Origin of the sequence: Gordonia sp. CPCC 205333 (assembly GCF_048537885.1) — a bacterium.
GTDB lineage: Bacteria > Actinomycetota > Actinomycetes > Mycobacteriales > Mycobacteriaceae > Gordonia.
Window position 1 is genome coordinate 844,305 of record NZ_JBCLVI010000003.1, and the last position, 18,891, is coordinate 863,195.

11 protein-coding genes are annotated in these 18,891 nt (G+C 62.5%); 2 read left to right on the top strand and 9 right to left on the bottom strand.

The genetic code is table 11. The features are described 5' to 3' along the window. Positions 1-115: 115 nt before the first annotated feature. Positions 116-937 carry a HemK2/MTQ2 family protein methyltransferase gene (locus AAFP29_RS14070; RefSeq protein ID WP_419217970.1) on the top strand — a complete coding sequence of 274 codons (822 nt, stop codon included), beginning with the start codon at positions 116-118 and terminating at the stop codon, positions 935-937. On the opposite strand, the gene AAFP29_RS14075 is transcribed toward AAFP29_RS14070, so the two are convergent. Then, positions 880-1,971: an iron-containing redox enzyme family protein gene (locus AAFP29_RS14075; protein WP_419217971.1), complete on the bottom strand. Its 1,092-nt coding sequence runs from the start codon at positions 1,969-1,971 to the stop codon at positions 880-882. The genes AAFP29_RS14070 and AAFP29_RS14075 overlap by 58 nt on opposite strands. Here AAFP29_RS14075 and AAFP29_RS14080 point away from each other — a divergent pair. Continuing rightward, positions 1,970-6,409, top strand: coding sequence for an amino acid adenylation domain-containing protein (locus tag AAFP29_RS14080; RefSeq protein ID WP_419217972.1), 4,440 nt, complete (start codon positions 1,970-1,972; stop codon positions 6,407-6,409). The genes AAFP29_RS14075 and AAFP29_RS14080 overlap by 2 nt on opposite strands. A gap of 56 nt (positions 6,410-6,465) precedes the next feature. On the opposite strand, the gene recD is transcribed toward AAFP29_RS14080, so the two are convergent. The 8 genes from recD to AAFP29_RS14120 all read right to left on the bottom strand — a co-directional run bounded on the left by recD (position 6,466) and on the right by AAFP29_RS14120 (position 18,802). Further along, positions 6,466-8,337 carry an exodeoxyribonuclease V subunit alpha gene (gene recD / locus AAFP29_RS14085; RefSeq protein WP_419217973.1) on the bottom strand — a complete coding sequence of 624 codons (1,872 nt, stop codon included), beginning with the start codon at positions 8,335-8,337 and terminating at the stop codon, positions 6,466-6,468. Then, positions 8,330-11,764: a UvrD-helicase domain-containing protein gene (locus tag AAFP29_RS14090; RefSeq protein ID WP_419217974.1), complete on the bottom strand. Its 3,435-nt coding sequence runs from the start codon at positions 11,762-11,764 to the stop codon at positions 8,330-8,332. Before AAFP29_RS14090 ends, recD begins: the two co-directional genes overlap by 8 nt. After that, positions 11,761-15,144 carry an exodeoxyribonuclease V subunit gamma gene (gene recC, locus AAFP29_RS14095; protein WP_419217975.1) on the bottom strand — a complete coding sequence of 1,128 codons (3,384 nt, stop codon included), beginning with the start codon at positions 15,142-15,144 and terminating at the stop codon, positions 11,761-11,763. Before recC ends, AAFP29_RS14090 begins: the two co-directional genes overlap by 4 nt. Positions 15,145-15,280: 136 nt before the next feature. Continuing rightward, the gene (locus AAFP29_RS14100; protein WP_419217976.1) at positions 15,281-15,676 is read right to left on the bottom strand and encodes a hypothetical protein; all 396 of its coding nucleotides are present in this window, start codon (positions 15,674-15,676) and stop codon (positions 15,281-15,283) included. A 113-nt stretch (positions 15,677-15,789) separates the two neighbouring features. After that, positions 15,790-17,016 (bottom strand): globin domain-containing protein, encoded by a 1,227-nt coding sequence (locus AAFP29_RS14105; RefSeq protein ID WP_419217977.1) that lies wholly within the window; start codon positions 17,014-17,016, stop codon positions 15,790-15,792. A gap of 81 nt (positions 17,017-17,097) precedes the next feature. Further along, a complete protein-coding gene (locus AAFP29_RS14110) occupies positions 17,098-17,532 on the bottom strand; it encodes an Rrf2 family transcriptional regulator (protein ID WP_419217978.1) in 435 nt (144 codons plus the stop codon). Positions 17,533-17,633: 101 nt separating this feature from the next. After that, the gene (locus tag AAFP29_RS14115; protein WP_419217979.1) at positions 17,634-18,437 is read right to left on the bottom strand and encodes a helix-turn-helix domain-containing protein; all 804 of its coding nucleotides are present in this window, start codon (positions 18,435-18,437) and stop codon (positions 17,634-17,636) included. Next, positions 18,410-18,802 carry a VOC family protein gene (locus tag AAFP29_RS14120; RefSeq protein WP_419217980.1) on the bottom strand — a complete coding sequence of 131 codons (393 nt, stop codon included), beginning with the start codon at positions 18,800-18,802 and terminating at the stop codon, positions 18,410-18,412. Before AAFP29_RS14120 ends, AAFP29_RS14115 begins: the two co-directional genes overlap by 28 nt. Between the last annotated feature and the right edge of the window lie 89 nt (positions 18,803-18,891).

Consider the following 18,891-nt stretch of genomic DNA (forward strand, 5'->3'; position numbering starts at 1 on the left):
GGTGGCGCCCCGGCGTGGGGCGCCGAACTCATCGCACTACAAGGTTCGCCCCGCATCCCGCCATCGCTCCAACGCATTCCGCCGGAGCGACCGCACCTCTTGCTGTAGGTTGGCTGTGAGTAGCACTAACGACCGTCTTAAGTCCCTGACCACCGACGGGAGGACCGAATTGCTCTTCGAGCAAGTGCGCGCCGTAAGTCGATGGGCACTACCCCCCGACGACGTCCGGCTTGTCCGGTTACCTCGCGTATACCGGCCAGCCGCCGACAGCATGCTTCTCGCCAAGTCGGTCACCGCAGCCATCGATCGCAGCGATACACCAGCCGAAGCCCTCGAATTATGCGCCGGGACGGGCTACGTCTCACTTCTGGCGGCCCGGATGGGAGCTATCGTCACCGCTATCGACGTCGACCGCCGATCAGTCGCCACCATCCGCCTCAACGCACGACTCAATCGTCTGCCCGTCACCGCTCGCCGCGCTGATCTCCGAACGATGCAGACAACTCGGCGGTATGATCTCGTCTTCGCGAATCCGCCATATGTCCCAACCGAATCGGCGACGCGTAACAGCGATACCGGGCTGGCCTGGAATGCCGGGCCCGACGGCCGCGAGCTCCTCGATCCCATCTGCCATCGCGCACATCGACTAGTCCGTCCAGGCGGGACATTGATCATCGTCCAGTCCGACCTCAGCAAACCTGAGATCACCTGCCGACAACTGCGCGCCGACGGATTCGCCGTGACGATCCAAGAATCAATCGATGTGCCATTCGGTCCAGTCCTGTCCGGACGGCTTCCCTACCTTGTCGAGGCAGGATTGATCCCTCCGGGTGAGCGCACCGAGCGAGTGAGCGCGATCGTGGCGACCGCGCCTGCGGCTCAAGATAATTCGGGCAGCAGCGACGATTGCCCGGCCGTCCAGGAGCTCAACACATGATCGCCAATTCCCTGCTCCAACAACAGGAATGCCGCTGCGCCATCGAGGATCTGGCGCGACCTGGCCGCGCTGTCGCCAACCCATGCGGCGACGAGGTCGCGTGCGACGATCTGCTCATGGACCGCGTCGGCCTCGATATGCTCGTCGTAGAACTTGCGCGCGTCGGCGTCCAAACCCAGCCTCGCGAGTCCGGCGCTATAGCGTTTGGCCGGTGCCGACGACGTCATCTCGATGGCGGCGAGATGACCGATCAACTCCCCCAAGCGGTTTCGGTGCAGTCCGAAGTAGGACAACACGTTCAGCGATGCCAGCGTCACGGCGGGCACCCGCGGCAAATAGTGCATATATCCGGCCGACAGATCGGCTGCGATCATGGTCTGTGCGAAAAGCACCGAATGCATATGCGACAGCTGACCGCCGCCATATTCGTCGGCCTGAACTTCGATGAGCGCCGCCTTGGGCCTGCCCGCGAGGCGCGGAATGCCCAACGTGTGAACATCCGCTTCGCGGAGCTGGTACAGCGACCGATGGATCAGGACTTCGCGAAGTTCAGACAGTGTCGCGTCGTCGCGTATTCGACTCGACAGGCCCGGTCCGTCGTCGTCGGTAGTCATCCGCCACAGGTGCTCAACCGTCGCGGAAGCTGGATCGGCCTGGTTCTCGATATGCGTGGTAGCTCGCGCGGTCGCATCGCTCGCTCCGTCAACAGAATCACCGCGCAACAGAGAGGTGACCTCGGCCCACATCTTGTCTTCCAGAATGGACCGGATGGCGAGAAGGTCGGGCGCCCATTGCAGGCGATCGGCCACATCCGCTATGCCTCGCAGGTGAAGCTCGTACAAGAGTGTCAGCGTCAGTTGGCAGTCTTCGTCGTCGAGAACCGACCCAATGCGGTCCAGAGCCGAATCAACCTGCGCCACTGCGACTTCCGGACCTCGGCCGCGGAGCCGGGCGATGACGTCGGCGCTGAGTTCGCCGCGGGCGGGCGGCAGCGGCATCTCGGTGAACGACGCGACCAGACCTGGATGTGTCATGGCCGATGAGCTTCCGGTCGATGAGACGGCGACGTCCATATCTGTGTGCCGCAACGGTCCACTGCTGGTACGCGGCGACTTTCACCTCCTGAACGACGAGGGTAGTCCGCTCGCCGGTGATCGCAAGACCATCGCGCTGTGCCGGTGCGGGCATAGCGAACGAAAACCGTTTTGCGACGGAAGCCATCGCCGATATTGGCCGATTGAGCCGGCGCCGGACGGTCCGCTGATTCACTCGACTCTGCCGCTGACCGCGGCGCAGCAGAGCCTATGGTTCGCCCAGCAACTCATCGGGGCCGTTCCGCTGGCAATTGCACACGTCATCGACCTGTCGGGGCAGGTTGACACGGACATCGTCGTCGCGGCGTCCGATCAAGCCGGCAGGGAATTCGGCATAACGTCGGCGCGCATCGTCGACACCGAAGACGGCCCCCAGATATCACTGTCACGTCGCGATTTCGTCATCGACGAGATCGACTGTCGCCAGGAGTATCAACCGATCGAGTCGGCTCGCGCATGGATGGACCAGGCGTGTACACGCCCGATGAATCTGCACAGTGACGCGCTGGTTCAGACGTCGTTGCTCCGTGTCGCCGACGATCGATGGTTCTTGTTCTCCCGCGCGCACCACATTGTCCTCGACGGCTACGGCGCACTCAAGCTGATCCAGCGCACTGCCGAGCTTTACCGGGCAGCAAAGCGGGGTATGGCAAGCGAGGAAATCGCCGCGCCGAGTTCGACAATCGGCGATCCTCGCACCCTTGTCGACGCGGATAACGAGTACGCGACCTCCGCTCGACGCCAGCGCGATCGCGACTACTGGCGCGACGTAGTGTCCGCCCTCCCCGATCCCGTCACCATTGGCATAGGGCGACATACTCCGTCAGTACAGCCGATCCGTGTCGGCGGTCGCCTCGGACGCGGGCCAGCCTCGGCGATCGAACACTGTTCGACGCGACTGCGCGCACTTCCCTCCGCGGTCGTCATCGCCGGTCTCGCCGCGTACTTGTCGCGAGTGACCGATCGCAACCGAATCGTCCTGTCGCTGCCGGTATCGGCTCGTCACAACGCGGCTGTGCGTTCTGTCGCGGGCAGTATGTCCAATATTGTCCCGCTCGTAGTCACCGCATCGGCTGAGCTCACCATCGATGACTACGTGGCCCAAGTATCGCGCGGCCTGTCCGGACTTCTCCGGCATCAGCGCTACCGGCACGAAGATATGCTGCGTGACGCAGGTGTCGTCGCGGCCGGGCTTCACCAATTCGGTCCGGTTGTCAATGTATTCCCGTTCGATCCGCTAATACCGCTCGGCGATATCGACGCTGACTACACGGTGTTGAGGACCGGGCCGGTCGCCGACCTCAATGTCAACCTGTACCCGGCCCCGGACGGCGGCAGCCGCATCGAAGTCGAAGGCAACCCGGCCGGCTTCGTACCGGGAGCCCTTGCGGCACATCATGATCAGTTGGTCGACTTTCTGGAGAGATTCGCAAGCCTGCCAACTGCGACTCCGATTGGCACGCTGACGTTCGGCAGCCGCCCGCTCGTTGGCGTCGAATCGCCAATTGCTTCGACCTTGGCGCAGCTTCTCGAACGCGCTCCCAACGATGACACCAGCGCCGTCAAGTCGTCATCGGGCAATCTCACATATCGTGATTTGCGGACTCGCGCAACGGAATTCGCCACCCGACTTCGCGCCGCCGGCGTACGTCCCGAATCGGCAGTGGCAGTGGTATTGCCACGCTCGCCCGAGTCGGTGATCGCGCTATGGGCAGTCGCACTCGCCGGAGGCATTCATGTCCCGATCGATCCCCGGTATCCACAGACGAGAGTCGATCAGATCATCGCCTCCTGCGAGCCACGGGTGATCATTCGACGGGGGTTGTCGATCGACGCCCGCGGCGCAGGACGACCAGACCGCGCGAACCGGCCAGACAACGCCGCCTACGAGATATTCACCTCCGGCTCGACCGGAGTACCCAAGGGGGTGGTAGTCAGCGGGTCCGGACTCGCCGCATTGGTTGCCGAGATCGATGCCAGCTATCGTCTCGGAACCGACTGCGTCATAGCTCATTTCGCTTCGACCAGTTTCGACACGGCCTTCGTCGAGGTAGTCGCCGCGCTAGTCAGCGGTGCACGGTTATGCGTCATTGATCCGCATATCGTCGGCGGTGACGAGCTTGCCACGGCACTCAATCGCGGTGGCGTAACACATCTTCTGATCACACCCGCGGCCCTGGCGACGCTCGATCCGCCCGCCATCCCTACCGTGCGTGACGTCATCGTCGGTGGCGATGTTTGTCCACCGAGCGTTGCGCGACGATGGGTCGACAGTGGCGTCCGCCTGCGGTGCGCGTACGGGCCGACCGAAACCACCTGCAGTGTGACCATCACCCCGGCACTCGACGTTGCAGCGTCGGCGCAGCGTGTGCCCATCGGGATTCCGATGCCGGGTGTCACCTGCTGGGTCCTCGACGCCCGGTTGCGTCCACAGCCCGTGGGTGCCGTCGGCGAACTGTATGTCGGGGGGCCGTCACTAGCGCGCGGTTATCAGTCAGGAGCGGCCACCGCCGCCCATTTTGTCGCAAACCCCTTCGGCCACAATGGCTCTCGCCTCTACCGCTCCGGCGACATCGTGAGCCGACGAGCCGACGGCTCGCTCGACTTCGTCGGCCGCACTGACCACCAGTTGAAGATTCGGGGTTTTCGCGTCGAGACGAATGAAATCGATGCCGTGCTGCGCACAGTGAGCGATGTCGAGGATGCGGTCACCATCCCGCTGAGCCGCGGCACCACAACCGTTCTGGCGTCATATGTCACTGGCCGCGGGTTGTCCGCCAGCACGGTGCGGTCGGCGCTGACACGAATTCTCCCCGGCTTTCTCCTGCCGAGTGCCATCACCGTGCTACCCGAGATGCCGCTCACAACGAACGGAAAAATCGACCGGTCAGCACTCCCCGCACCGACCTTCGCCGCGGAGATCGCGTATCGCCCACCGCACACTCCTGATGAATCCGCCTGTGTCGAAGCCTTTTCCGCCGTCACCGCCATCGACACAATCGGCGTCGATCACGACTTCTTCAGTATCGGTGGGGATTCCTTGTCCGCGACGACAGTCGTAGCGAAGATCAACCGGACCCTCGGGACCGCTCTGACAGTGCGCGACATCTTCGACGGTCGGACACCAGCTGGCGTCGCCGCACTGATCACCTCGCCGGAACCGACTCTGACTCACATCGAGTCCGGCGAACTAGTCGCCCTCACGCCCGCACAGCGCAATGTCGATCGCGATGACCGCTCCGTGTCGAATCTCATGCCATTCGCGGTTCATCTACCCGAGGTCGATCGGGCCCGGCTGGCCGACGCCGTTGCCGCACTTGGTATCGCACACCACATACTTACCGTCGGCTTCTCCGGCGAGTTCATGATCCCCGATGCGGTACCAGCACCGGCGCTCGTCGAGATCACCGGCTCGGTGACCGAGTTCGCACAACGCGGTTTCGATCTCAGTGCCGAGTCTGCGCTGCGAATAGGTTTGCGCGACAACAGCATCGCTATTTGCGCACACCACGCCGCGATCGACGGCGCGTCGCTGCGGATAATCCTCACCGACCTCGTCGCGGCGTATTACGGACAGCCACTCAACCGGCCCCGAATCGACTACCTCGACTATGCACGGTGGATGGGCACTTTCCTGGGCGATCCCGGCGATCCGACAAGCCGGCACTCCCGACAACTCGCCTACTGGCGTCAGGCACTCGACGGTATCGTGCCGCTCGGTGACATCGACGGTCGCCGACGACCCACGTCTTCTATCACCGCAGGAGCGACTATCTCGGCCGAATTGCCCGCGTCACTGTGGGAGCGCACCCGTGCAATCGCGATCGATAGTCAGTCGACCCCGTTGGGGGTAGTCCGAGCAGCCGTCGCCCTGGTCGTTGCCAAACACGCTCAGTCTCCCGATCTTGTGATCGGCACTCCGATCGCCGGCCGACGTAGTGCACAGGTCAACCCAGTGGTGGGGATGTTCGTCAACACCCTGCCGTTGCGATACCGGATTGCCGATGGCACGACGGTAGCAGCCATCGTCGGCGACCATATCCAGGCCGAACGCGAAGCCTTCCGCCACAGCGATGTCGGGTACGTCGACATCGCCGCCGCAGTCAAGGACCTCGATGGTCCACATCATCCACTGTTTCAGCTAGTGGTATCCGCGGAGTCGACCGACGCCGCCGCGGAAATAGATTTGGGTCCCCAGCGATCACTGCGTGTGGAACCGCTCCCCGTCCGAATAGCCAAATGCGATCTGCACGTCGCCGTTACGGCGCCGACCAACAGCCAGCCGGGGTCGCTCGAGATCCTCTATCCCGCCGAAACATTCAAGATCGGCGAAGTACGTGACCTCATTGGTGAGGTCATCGACCGGCTCGGCTCCTGAAGCTGTCCCGCTGGGTGGAACAGTCTGCGCACGCCACGAGGACAGTTTCAGGCGGACTAGGCCGAGTCATGCTGGGTAACCTCGCCCCGCAGTCCGCTCGCTCGTTGCACCCGTCGCCCGACCGCAGCTCGCAATGCCTCTGACGTCCCGACGATCCGCACACGTTCCTTGGCCCTGGTGAGCGCCGTGTACAGCAATTCCCGTGTCAGCAGCTCCGAGCGTTCCGGTGGAAGGACTACGGTGACCACGTCGAACTGACTGCCCTGGCTCCGATGAATTGTCATGGCATACACCGGAATCGCATCGCCCAACTGACTCGGATGTAGCGTCTTGACCTTCTTACCTCGCCGGAACACCGCACTCACCGAAGAGTCCGACGACACCACCACACCGCTATCGCCGTTGTAGATTTCATGCTGGCGATCGTTTGCCGTGACCAATAAAGGTTGTCCCGCATACCAATTCGCCGCTTCCAAGCTCGCCTGCCGATAGCCATCGACCGTCGCGATCCACTCGACTATCCTTCTCGACCAGCCGCTCACCCCAGAATTCCCGTCTCGATGCGCGCATAACACTCGATGGCGGTCGAGTGCGTCCAACGCACCCGCCGCGTCGCCGCCCACCGCGCGGTCGTGCAGCTCGCGTGCCCAACCGAGCACATCATCACGGACTCCGTCTAGATCCTCGGGACTGACCATCGTTATTCGGTCATAGGCGGGGTCGGCCGCAAACTCCAACACTTTGTCCGCGTCCCCCGCATTCACCGCATCGGCCACATCGCCAATCTGCGCGCCGAAACGGTGCCCTCGCGCCAGAGTGATCACGCCATTGGACAGAACGGCCCTCTCGGCGGACGAGAAGTCACCACGACCCGACAACGCCACCTGATCGAATACCGGATTCGGCGGTCCCGACGTATCCCTGGCAACCAGGTCCGCAAGAACAGCACCTGCCTCGACGGAGGCCAGTTGATGGGGATCGCCGACCAGGATCAGTCGCGTGTCTGACCGCAGCGATGCGACCAACCGACTCATCATCGTCATCGGCAACATGGATGTCTCGTCAACCACCACAACGTCATACGGCAACCGATTCGACGGTCCGTGCCGGAAGGTGCCATCGGGCCGCGATCCCAACAGCCGGTGCACCGTTACCGCTGAGGTGCCCGCCGGCAACCGCCCGTAGTCGGTCACCGAGGACTGCAACTGCGCCGCGGCACGTCCGGTCGGAGCACATAAACCGATCCGCAATGCCTCACCGCCCAGGAGTTCCAGTACATGCAATATCCGCGCGACGGTGTATGTCTTACCCGTACCCGGTCCGCCAGCCATTACGGTCGTCCACGATGTCGCGGCGAGCACCGTCGCCGCAAATTGCCTGTTGTAGAACAACTCTCCGTTCTGTGTCTGTCCCATGGGGTCCACCGCGTGGAAAACCTCGCGCATCGCGGCCCGCAGCGCGACGACGTCGACGTCGGGACGCGACGCGACGCGTTCGGTCAAGATTTCGCGGATGATGAACTCTTGCCGAAAATACTTGCGCAAGTAAAGCAGGGGGCCATCAACCGACTGTGCCAGCGCCAACGGCCGAAGCGGGCCAGCCTCACCGCCGATCACCAGCGGACTCGTCGACAGCGCGGCGACCATCGCTTCAGTCGTCGGCCACGACAATTCATCGTCGGCGAAATCACTGGCCAAGTCATCGACTCGATTCAACTCGACGCATGTCGAACCGCTCCGCACCGCGCGCACGGCAAGCGCTGCCGCCAACAAGACTTCGTCGCCGATATCAGCCTTCGACAAGTAGGCGAGCCGCGCCGCTACATGGACGTCAGCCGCGGAGAGCACACCGGCACTGTTGAATGCCTTCAACACCCCCGTCGCCGACTGTACCCGCTGTCCGGCGACATCGTCGCCGCTCTCAGACATGGATTGCCTTCCCTGCCAACAAATCAGACAACTCGACGACCAACTCCGCCGGAATTCGCCACTCGAAAACTCCACAACCCGAGGCGGTTTGAGGACCGGCCATACCACGGACGAAATGATACTGAATCGGCCCCAAATCCCGGTCGGGTCGATAGTCGACCAGTCGCCAGCGCAAATATCGGTGCAGCGCAACGCAATACAGCAATGCTTGCAGAGGATAGTTCTCGCGAATCATCTCCTGCGCCATCGCGGCTTGAGTGAAATTCTCCACCATGAGATCGCCCGGTTCTATCCGATTCGTCTTATAATCGACGACGACATATCCTTCACCGGTCCGCAATACCGAGTCGATACTGCCAGTCAGATAACCGTGAAAACGGTCGTCGTTGATCGTGCGTACCGCGTCGGCGAACGGCCACAACAGGTCATCCGCGCGCAGGTGCCGCTGGAGAAGATCGGCGACCTGGTCCAGCGAGAAACCACCATCTTTGGCGGCGAGTGGGATCTCGAAGTCCATCTCACTCAACCGATTTCGTGGTTCGACCTCCCACAGCGTTGCCGCACCGTCGAGTCCGAGTGGCGTCGTCAGCACACCAACGAGGGCTGCGGTCAGCTGCGCGTAGTCCACCGCGAAGCCGCGGTGATAAGCACCTTGCGCAACCTGCTCGCGGATGTGGCGCTCGATATCCGGTGCGGCAGTATCGACATTCTCCAAAACCTCGTGGACGAGGGTTCCGAACGCGGCACCGAAGGGCAGCCCGTTCATCAGCGAGGGGGTGTGGTCTCGATACACCGGCATCCTCGCAAGCTCGGACGACGGCACTCGACCAGCGGGAAGATCACCCGCACCTGCAAGCTCGGACGACGGCACTCGACCAGCAGGATCGTCGGCACCCGCGGGGGTTGGTGCCGGCTCATCGGTGAGTTGTCCTTCCTCCGGCTCGCTGCCCGAATTCACCACTGCGGCACCACGAGCAGCGTGAGCCGCCGCTGTCATCGCCGAATACGACGTTCGGCGCCACTGTTCATCGATCGGCCGATCGAAGACCGCGACCGACAGCGACTGTGCCCCAACTGAATCGATCGACCGCCAACGCGGGACCGAATCGTGCTGCCCGGCCCGCTCGACACTAATCGCCGGGTCAGCAGCGGCGATATCTCGCAACACCTGCACGCACTGATGATCGTCGGGGATCGCTACCGATTCCGGAATGGAGGCGACTTCGCTGGCGCGAGCGGCGGCCGTCCGATCAATTCTGGTGAACAGCAGTCGGTGTAGAGCGCCGCTTCGTGTTGTAGTGCTCGGCGCCCACCACAACACCAATTGAGATCGTGCCCGAGTCGCGGCGACATAGAGCAACCGCAGATCCTCACCGGCATTCTCCTCGGTATTCGCCGCCCATCGACTGGCGAAGCCTGCTGCGGACTGTCCGCCGATATCTAGAAAACGCCTCTCAGTCCCCTCGTGGTAGACGAATGTCGTCGGCTTGAAGTTGCGCGCGCCGTCCCACCCGAACGGGACGTAGACGATCGGGAATTCGAGTCCCTTGCTGCCGTGAATCGTCATGATCTGCACGGCTTGGGTATCGCGATCAAGGCGGCGGGTGGCCTCGGCGTACTGACTCCACCGCGAGTCGTCGGCGATGTTCTCTCCCAACCAGGCAACCAGGCCGGCTAGCCCGCAAGAGGTTTCGGCCACTTGCCGATTGCACAACGCGGAGACCTGGAGCAGATCGGTCAACATTCGCTCGCCATCCTCCGAGCCGAGCACACGTTCGTGCGTACGCCGATCATCGAGGAGTCGAGCCGCCATAGCTGCGAACCCGCCTTCTGCGAATACCCGTGCCGACTGCGCGAGTTCACCGGAAAGCTCTCCGACGCCAGCGTCGCCATACGCGTCGAGTGACAGAGCGTCAAAGCCGATAATCGGAGTCAGCGCGGCCATCCGCACCCGGGTCACCCGTGATGGCTGCTCCATCGCTTGCAACACATACCACCAGTGCCGCGCAGCCGCGGTCTGGAAAATCGAGGTACCCGACCGCACGACCGAGGCGACGCCACGTCTGGCCAAAGCTAGCTGCAGTGGCTCGATGGACTTGTTCTGCCGCAACAGGATTGCGATGTCGCCCGGCTGGATCGGTCGCTGCTCTCCAGCTACTTCGAGTGTGGCAGAGCCGGCGAGCTGGGAGGCGATGTCGTCGGCGACGTCGTCAGTCACCTTCGCTCGCACACCCGGGACCAACGGCGTGGTGCCGTCCTGGGTATGTACTCGGAAATCTCCCCGGGTGAAGGCGCGCAGGCGCACCGAGGGCGCTCCGAAAATTCTGCTACCGGCTTGTTTGGCGGTGATCGGGTGAACCGCTATCAACGGATGGCCCAGCGTCGCATCGGCGAACAACGTGCCGACACCGCGGACGACGTCTTCGTCAGAACGGTAATTGGTAGTGAGGATCTGCCGTTCACCTGCGGTTGCGACCGCATTCAGATAGCTGAGCACTTCGGCCCCGCGGAACGCGTAAATGGACTGCTTCGGGTCGCCGACAAGAATCAAGGTGACGTCGTCCGCATCGTGAAAGCAGTGCCGCACAATTGCCCACTGTTGGGGATCAGTGTCTTGAAACTCGTCGATCAATACGACATCGAACTGCTCGCGAATCCGTTGGCGCGCTTGAGGACCCACCTGATCGTCGGTCACGATATGATGCAACGTGCCCTGCAGATCGTCATAAGTCCGAACGCGAGCGAGCCGTTTACGTTCGGCGGTAGTTGCGCGAACGGCCTCGGCGAACCGAATGCGCATCGTCGTCGTCTCCGACAGTGGCTTACCCTCATACTCGATCGGTGCCAGAGTCGCCACCGGATTGCGCACCGCGTCCTTGGCTATCTGCTCCGCATCGTTGAACGACAATGAATCACTAGGCGCCCCTGCGAATTTCCGGATGTATAGATCACGCGCGACGTCGGAAACCAAGTCGTCGACATTTTCCAGAATCGGGAACTGCTGTTCACGTTCACCCAAAAAGCCCAGTGCCGCCAGCATCCGATTGCAGAAGGTGTGCGTAGTGGCCATCGTCGCCGAATCGAAATCGGACAGTGCGTCGGCGATTCGTCTGCGGCGGAGCGCGATCTGGGCGTTCGTGCCATCGGCGAGCACGGAAAGTAGCTTGTCCGCACCATCAACTGTCGCCGGATCTGACAGTGCCGCAGCCGATTCGAGCAGCCTGGATCGGGTCCGATCCCGCAATTCGGCCGATGCAGCGTTGGAAAATGTCGCCATCAGGAGCCGGGAGATAGGAACGCCGTCGGCAATGTAGCGCACCGCGAGACTTACGATCGCATAGGTCTTGCCGGTACCCGCGCTGGCCTCCAACACGGTCGTGCCGGTAGGCAGCGGTCCGGCCAGGTCGAAGGGAACAGGCGTGGTCATCGTGCGTCCTCGTGCTCAAGCAGTGGTCCGAAAACTGCCGACGCTACCCGGACGAACATCGGTACATCGTCCTCACCAGGCAGCCAATGAGTCAGAGCTGTCAGGTCATCGGGCATAGCTGCGACGACGGTATCGAAATCGATTGCGGCACCTGGCTGGTCGGCGAAAACAAGACCCAGATAACCGTCGTCGCGATCGGCGAATGAGTTGCTGAACGCATATCCAGCGCGACGGCGGGCACTGGTGTGATTCCCGGTCCGATCGAATTCCTGCGCGCATGCGTTCGCGGCGGACAGTGGCAAAGAGATGGGCCTGCACAGCGCGGCGTCGCGGAAGGCGACGAGCATTGTCAAAATGTCTACCGCGTCGGCGGGTGGGTGAAAGGTGCTCGATGCTGTCGCCGGTCCTCTCCCCTTGCCTCGCCCCACGACGACCGCCTCGGTCACCCGTGGCGCGGACGAGCTATTTGCCGCCAATGCGAGCAATTTGATCCATGTCTGCAGGCGGTGCTTACTCGACAATGACGAGTAAGTGACACTGCACAGTCGCCGTGACCCAGATTCGGTGGCGTAGATGTCGCCGACGGTGCCGTAGATGCGGCGTCCATCGGGCAGCTCCACCCGTATATCGATTGCATCTGCCGAACCCGCACGCCACAATCGTGCTGCTTGGTACACCGAAGTGGCGCGATCGACAATCGGTCTCATCGCCTGCGTGCCAAAAGCAAACGGCGGCAACGTACCCCGCCGCATCTCGGCTTGCTGCGCTACACCGACATCGTCGCCGGCGAGCAGCGCGGCCAAGAACCGGTCACCGATCCCCCAGGCATCAAGCGGGTCGAGGGTGACCTGCAACTGGTCGGGCTGGCCGACGGCGACTTCCGGGATCTGCCCACCGAGTCGTTGTCGCACAAAGCCTTCCAGTGGATTGACAAGGAAGCGCACCAAATCGTCGAGGGTGATATCGGAATGTCGCAGCGGCGGCAGCCGCGCAGCAGCGAGATGAACCTTCTCGATTCCCTTGTCACCGGAGGCGTTCAGTGCCGCGAGTGCCCGTGCGCCGGGCAGCAGCGCGGCATCGAAACTGCGCGGTGCCGAATTCGCCGAGCTTTCGAAATTGGCCGATTCAAACGCATGTAGTGAATGTCGCCGCAGAATTGGTGATTGCGCTCGGTCGGGCGCGTCGAGAACTGTGTCGGCGGCATCGATCAGTTCGTTGACCACTACGGCTGGCGGAATCACTCTGCCCGACACCGGATCCGCGCCGCTGTAGAACACCAGCAGATGATCGCTCGCCGCGGTGATGGCATCGAGGAAGACCTGACGGTCCTCCGTACGAATGTCGCGCTCACCGACGAGCGGAACCACCGCGAGAATGTCGTCACCGTCGATTCCCTGCGTGCGGGGAAAAGCACCATCATCCATACCCAGCAGGATGATCGCTCGATGTGGCACCGATCGCATCGGCACCATTGAACACACAGTCAATTCGCCGGTGCGGAAGTTCGACCTGGTCGGTCGCGCGGCCAGCAGGCTCGTCATCAGGTCGCGGATATCGTTCAGTTCAAGGTCTGGCGGGTCGATTCCAGGTGGCAGCGTCAGGGCATCGCCGAGTAATCCCACCGCTTGTGCCCGTTGCCATTCCGTCTCATAGTCGGTAGCGGTAAGCAGGTCGATAGCAGTCAACAGGGTCTCGGCCCACCGACTGGCCGGCCGCGATGTGCCAAGAGTCGTCACCAGGCCACCGAGTCGGTCGACAAACTCCGTGAAGCGGCCGACCAGGTCAGTGTCGGTGGAGTCAACACCGGACAGCGGCAGCGCCGTCGATAACCATTCGTCCTCAGATTCGTCGGCGACGACGCCGAGGACGATTCTGTCCAAGCCGGTCTGCGCGGTTCCCTGCGGAAACCCACTGAGCCCGAAGCGAGTTCGTTGAGTGTCGTCGATGCCCCACCTGAAATTGGCGCGCTGCGCCCAATTGGTCAGAGTGTCGAGATCGTCGTCGGTGAAATCGAAACGACCACGTACCGATTCGTGCCCGGCGAAGTCGAGGAGTTCACCGACGGTGCCGCGCCCCGCAGCCATTTCAAGGAGAGCCGCAATAGCATCGAGCACGTCATTGGTTTGCCGCAGTCCGCGATCAGCAAGGCGCACACGCAATTTGAACGCCGGGTGACCGAGGCCGAGCTGACCGAACGCACCACGGATGAGCGGTGCGTAGACCTCAACGTCGGGACACATGACGAGAACATCTCGTGGCTGCAGCGTTGGATCATCGGCGAACAAATGCAGGAGCCGATCGCGTAAGACTTCGACTTGGCGTTCAGGGCCGTGACAGGAGTGGACCTCAAGCGAGGTGTCAGCACGCGCGCCGGGGGCCGAACTGTGAACGTCGTCGCGCAGAGCGGATTGCACATGCGAGAGGAGTGTTCGCGGCACCATAGCGGGACCGGCGTGATGAATTGTGTCGGCGAGTCCGCTCAGGCACTGCTGCAACTCGATGATATCGCGAGACATACTGGCCAGCAATGGATTTCGCACTGGCACAGGACCATTCGCGGATCTGCGCACCATATCCGCGGTACGGCCGGCAGCAGCCACCGACTGCCACAATGCGTCGCTGGGGTGTGGCAGATAGAGGTTGACGTTGCGATGAACAGCGAGCGCCCGCACGATATCCCGCATCGTCTGCGGAATGCGGGACGGACCGAAGAGCGCGAGGCGTGCGGGAAGATCAACTGACTCGGGATGTTCGGTCACATGCGCGACAATCGCATCCAATTCCTCGGCGATATGCGGCACGCCGACGCGCTCACGAACCAACCGCCAGAACCAGGGTTGCCACGCCAGAGCGTCAGACAGTTCCGAAGCTCCGTCGATGTCTCGGCCCGCCGCCCACTCGCGCAGCATCGAGGGGCGCTGCCACGAGTACGAATCGAAGAGATTGGCGATAGTGCGCGCCGCCGACAGTCGCCGGCCGCGACGCAACCGCGCGTCAGAAGATTCGTCATGCCCGATGTGATGGGCTATCACCGCCAGCCGGGGATCGTCGATATGATCGTCGAGCGTCGCGAGCACCGGCCAGATAAGTCGGTCAGCGCGCCAAAATTCTTCTCCGGCAGCATCTTTGGACAACGAACTGACGATATCGGATACGATCCTCCTCGGTGCGGAGAAATCGATGTTGGCCGCGATCCCATCGGCGTCCCCGTCCGCCGCACCCAGAGTCATGGCGAGATGCTGCTGCAACCATCGCTCGACGCCGCGAGCCGGAACCGCGACGATCTCGGTCTGCATCGGGTCGGCCAGCGGGATAGCCAACTCCCGAGCCAACGCGTCCGCCAGCGTGTCGGCCCGCTCCGCCCTATGCACCGTAAACATCGCTGACCATCCTATCGAGTGAGACAGGGTATGGGCGCCAGGCGCTAACGAGTCCCGCTATCTCACGTACACCTCTCGATTACGGGTGAATGTGAAGGAATAGTGTGAGCATTCCGATCGATGGTCGAGGCGATGATCACGGCCACGCGAAACACATTGGGCCAGAGCCGTACCCCTGGGTGACGCGCGCAGATGCGATGGGTCCGCGCTTGCCGTTCTGAACCGCGTAGAGCTGGCGCAGTCCTTGTCGGTTCGGTATCCACGAAACGACTGCTTGCGCACCGTTCGCTTTGGCGCGGCCGATCAACCGGACCGGGTAACCTGGACCTTTGCGTTCGTAGAAGGCCACCCAGCCTGAGGAATTGACCGGCACCGACATCTGGTACATGCAGCCGGTTCCGTAGTGCACCGATGAGAACATGGCACCTGGGTCGACCTTGCCTGCCGGCGCCGCGGGCGCGGGGGCGCTGACCAGCGTCGCCGCGCCGACTGCCACTACGCCGGCTGCGGCGGCGATCCGGATTCTCGACATCGACTCTCCTGCTGCTGATCGGGTCACGTTCGGTGGTCAATCATGCCTCATGAGCCGCGACCGAGTCGGGTCTTTACGAATGCGCGCCAGGAAATCGCTTGAGGCCAAGGTTATTAACTCACCAACCAGTCATTCGGTGAGAACAGCTCACAGTGGATTCGATCGGCCGCCACCCCCCGGTCGGTCAACTGCGCCCGAATGTTCTGGACGAAGGCATTATTGCCGCACAGGTAAATGTCAGCGACGTCGTCGATGGTCACCGCCGACAAGTTCATGAAACCCGCATGTGAATCGCGCTCGCCTCCGTCGGAGTACCAGATATCGAGGGTGGCATGGGGAAGGCTCGTCACCAGATTTCGTTGCCTCTCGCGCAGCGGATGCGACGCCGCAGATTCGTCGGCATGGAGTACCTGAACCGGACATTGAAGCGCGGCCGAAACCAGGTGCTCGAGAATCCCGACCATCGGCGTGATGCCGACACCCGCCGAAATCAATACCACTGGCGCCGATCCCAGACCGGCTGTCGGTAGATCACCAAATGGCATCGTGACATCAATCAGGTCTCCGACGGCCAGATGGTCGGCGATCCAATTCGACACCTCACCCGCGGGGGTTCCCCGTCCTGCCCCGACCGGCTTGACGGCGAACGTGGTTTCGCGCTCGCCAGGGGCATTGACGATACTGTACTGACGCAGTTGTCGCGCTCCATCCGGGAGAGTCACACCGACCGAAATATACTGCGCCGCACTATGTTCAGCAGCTCCGTCGTCGCCGGATGCTACCGATACCAACACCACACCGGATGGGTCGTCGACACGACGGGTCACTATTGCGCGGCGGTACACATCGCCCGCCGCGACCCCGGCGTCGGCGTAGAGTTTCGCTTCGAGCTCTATCAGTGTGCGCGCCATCATCCAGTACACCGCGTCCCAGGCCTCGGCGACGTCGGCAGTCACCGTATCGGCTCCGAGCACCTCGACGATGGCGGCGAACAGGTGCTCGCGGACGATGCCGTACTGATCAGCCGTGATACCCAACGATGCGTGCTTGTGCCCGATCCTCGACAACAACTCGGCCGGATGCGGCAAAGCGGGATCTACCAGGTGCGTCGCGTACGTCGCGATCGATGCGGCCAACGCGCGCTGCTGAGCGCCCTGCGCCTGATTGCCCCGATTGAACAGGTTACGCAACAACGACGGGTGGGCAGTGAACATCCTGTCGTAGAACGTCTCGGTGATCGTGTCGACGTTTGCTCCGACAAGTGGCAGTGTCGTGCGGATGATCGCGGCGTGTTCGTCACTGAGCGTGTCGACCAGTACTGGATCGCGGGTGATCGTCATTGATATCTCTCTCTGTGGTTCTGCGGGATCGTTGAAGAGAGGAATGTGCTGTCACACAGTCCTGTTGGAAATTCGGAATGACTAGCCGACCGCTGTGCGCAGTCCAGTCAGCGGAAGAAGGGTTGGCCCAGCGAGGTCGGCAACCGTGTACTGGTCGAGTTCGCGATAGAACGATGCCTGCGCATCGGCGAGTGCACGCCTCAGCCGGCACGCGGGCACCAGCGGACACGGCTTGTCGCCACCGCATTCGACGACGGGCCGGTCGTGTTCAAGCAGACGAATCAACTCGCCCACCCGCATGTCACGCCCGGTATCGGTGATCCGCAGACCGCCGCCGCGGCCGCGCAAGGACGACACACAGCCCAATGCCGACAGTCTGGTAATCGCCTTGGCTATGTGGTGTTCAGATGCCTGCGCGGCCGCGGCAATCGCTTTCGTTGTCGAACGCCCGTCATCCGCGGCAGCCAGCAGCATCATCGCTCGGAGGCCGAGGTCGCTGAATCTGCTGAGCTGCATACGACAAACGGTAGTAACCGCAACCCTCCGATACCAGACTTGCGCACGGTGGCCTTAAACACGACAACTGCTGCGGATTTTCTACCTGCGCAGATAGGCGTTCAGCTGGCGGGCGGGAACTCCTCGCGAGCCAAGTAGCGCGCCGGCGACATCGACGCGAAGTCGGCGAACTCGCGCGTGAGGTGCGCCTGATCGGCATAACCGCAGCCGGCCGCAACCGCGTCGATCGCGACGCCGTGACGAAGGGCCCGGAACGCACAGTCGAAGCGAACCAAGCGGGCAGCCTGCTTGGGACCCATGCCGTATTCGGCGACGAATCGAGTCGTCAGATATCTCGTCGACCATCCCGACCGTGACGTGAGCTCAGATACCGCACACCGACCACCCGTTGCCACAATATGCCCCCACGCGGCGGCGGCATCTGGCTGCGGAGCCCACCGACCATCGGCCACGCCGGGATCGCTGGCCCAGCTGAGCATCGTCTCGGCGCCGATTCGGGCACGATCAGTGGCTGGCGCAGCGGCGATCCGGCCAACCAACTCGTCGGCGCGAGCTGGCCCGAGTTCGTCAAGATCGATTGCGCGGTCGGCCAATTCGGCGACTGGAAGACCGAACAGACGCCGGACGCCGGTTGGCGAGAGGCCAATCTGAACGCCAACCTGAGTACCGTCGTGGTGGATGAGATAGGGCGCTGAGTGAAGCCCACCCAGACAAACCCGGAAACGGGTTATGTCGCTTAGCCCAGGACCGGAGAGGTCAAGACCGTCGCGCAGATCGATGACCACCGTGACGTTTGGCGATGGCATCCCCAAGTGGGTGCCCGGAAGCGCACCGGTGATGTCGTAGTCCACCACCGACGTGATTCCCAGCGATGCGCTTAACCCGCGTAGGTACCGAAGCTCCACTTATTGCCTTCCGGATCGGCGATGGAGAACCCTCGCGATCCATAGTCCTCGTCGCGCATTTCGCGGACAACCGTCGCATCGATATCTATCGCACGCGTCCAGACTGCGTCCGGATCGGAGACCACCACGTAGACGCTGCCCGATCCGGTTGGGGTGACGAAGGTCGGATCAGTCTTACAGACGCTGGAGATCATGACGCGGCCGCCATCGGGCCAGAGCATTTCGGAGTGGATCACTTCCCCCGGCCCGTCACCGTCGACGCAAATCCCTTCACCGAAACCGAGCGCTGCCAGCCACTGCCGCTGCGCAATGGGGTCGTTGTAGGACAGCCCTGGCCAAATATTCATGTCGTGTCGTGTGTTCATATGTCAACCTTCGCAGGCAGCGACCGGACTGTCTTGAAGAAATCGGCAGGGCGGATCCCCCTTGTCAGTGCCGTAACCTTAATCTAATG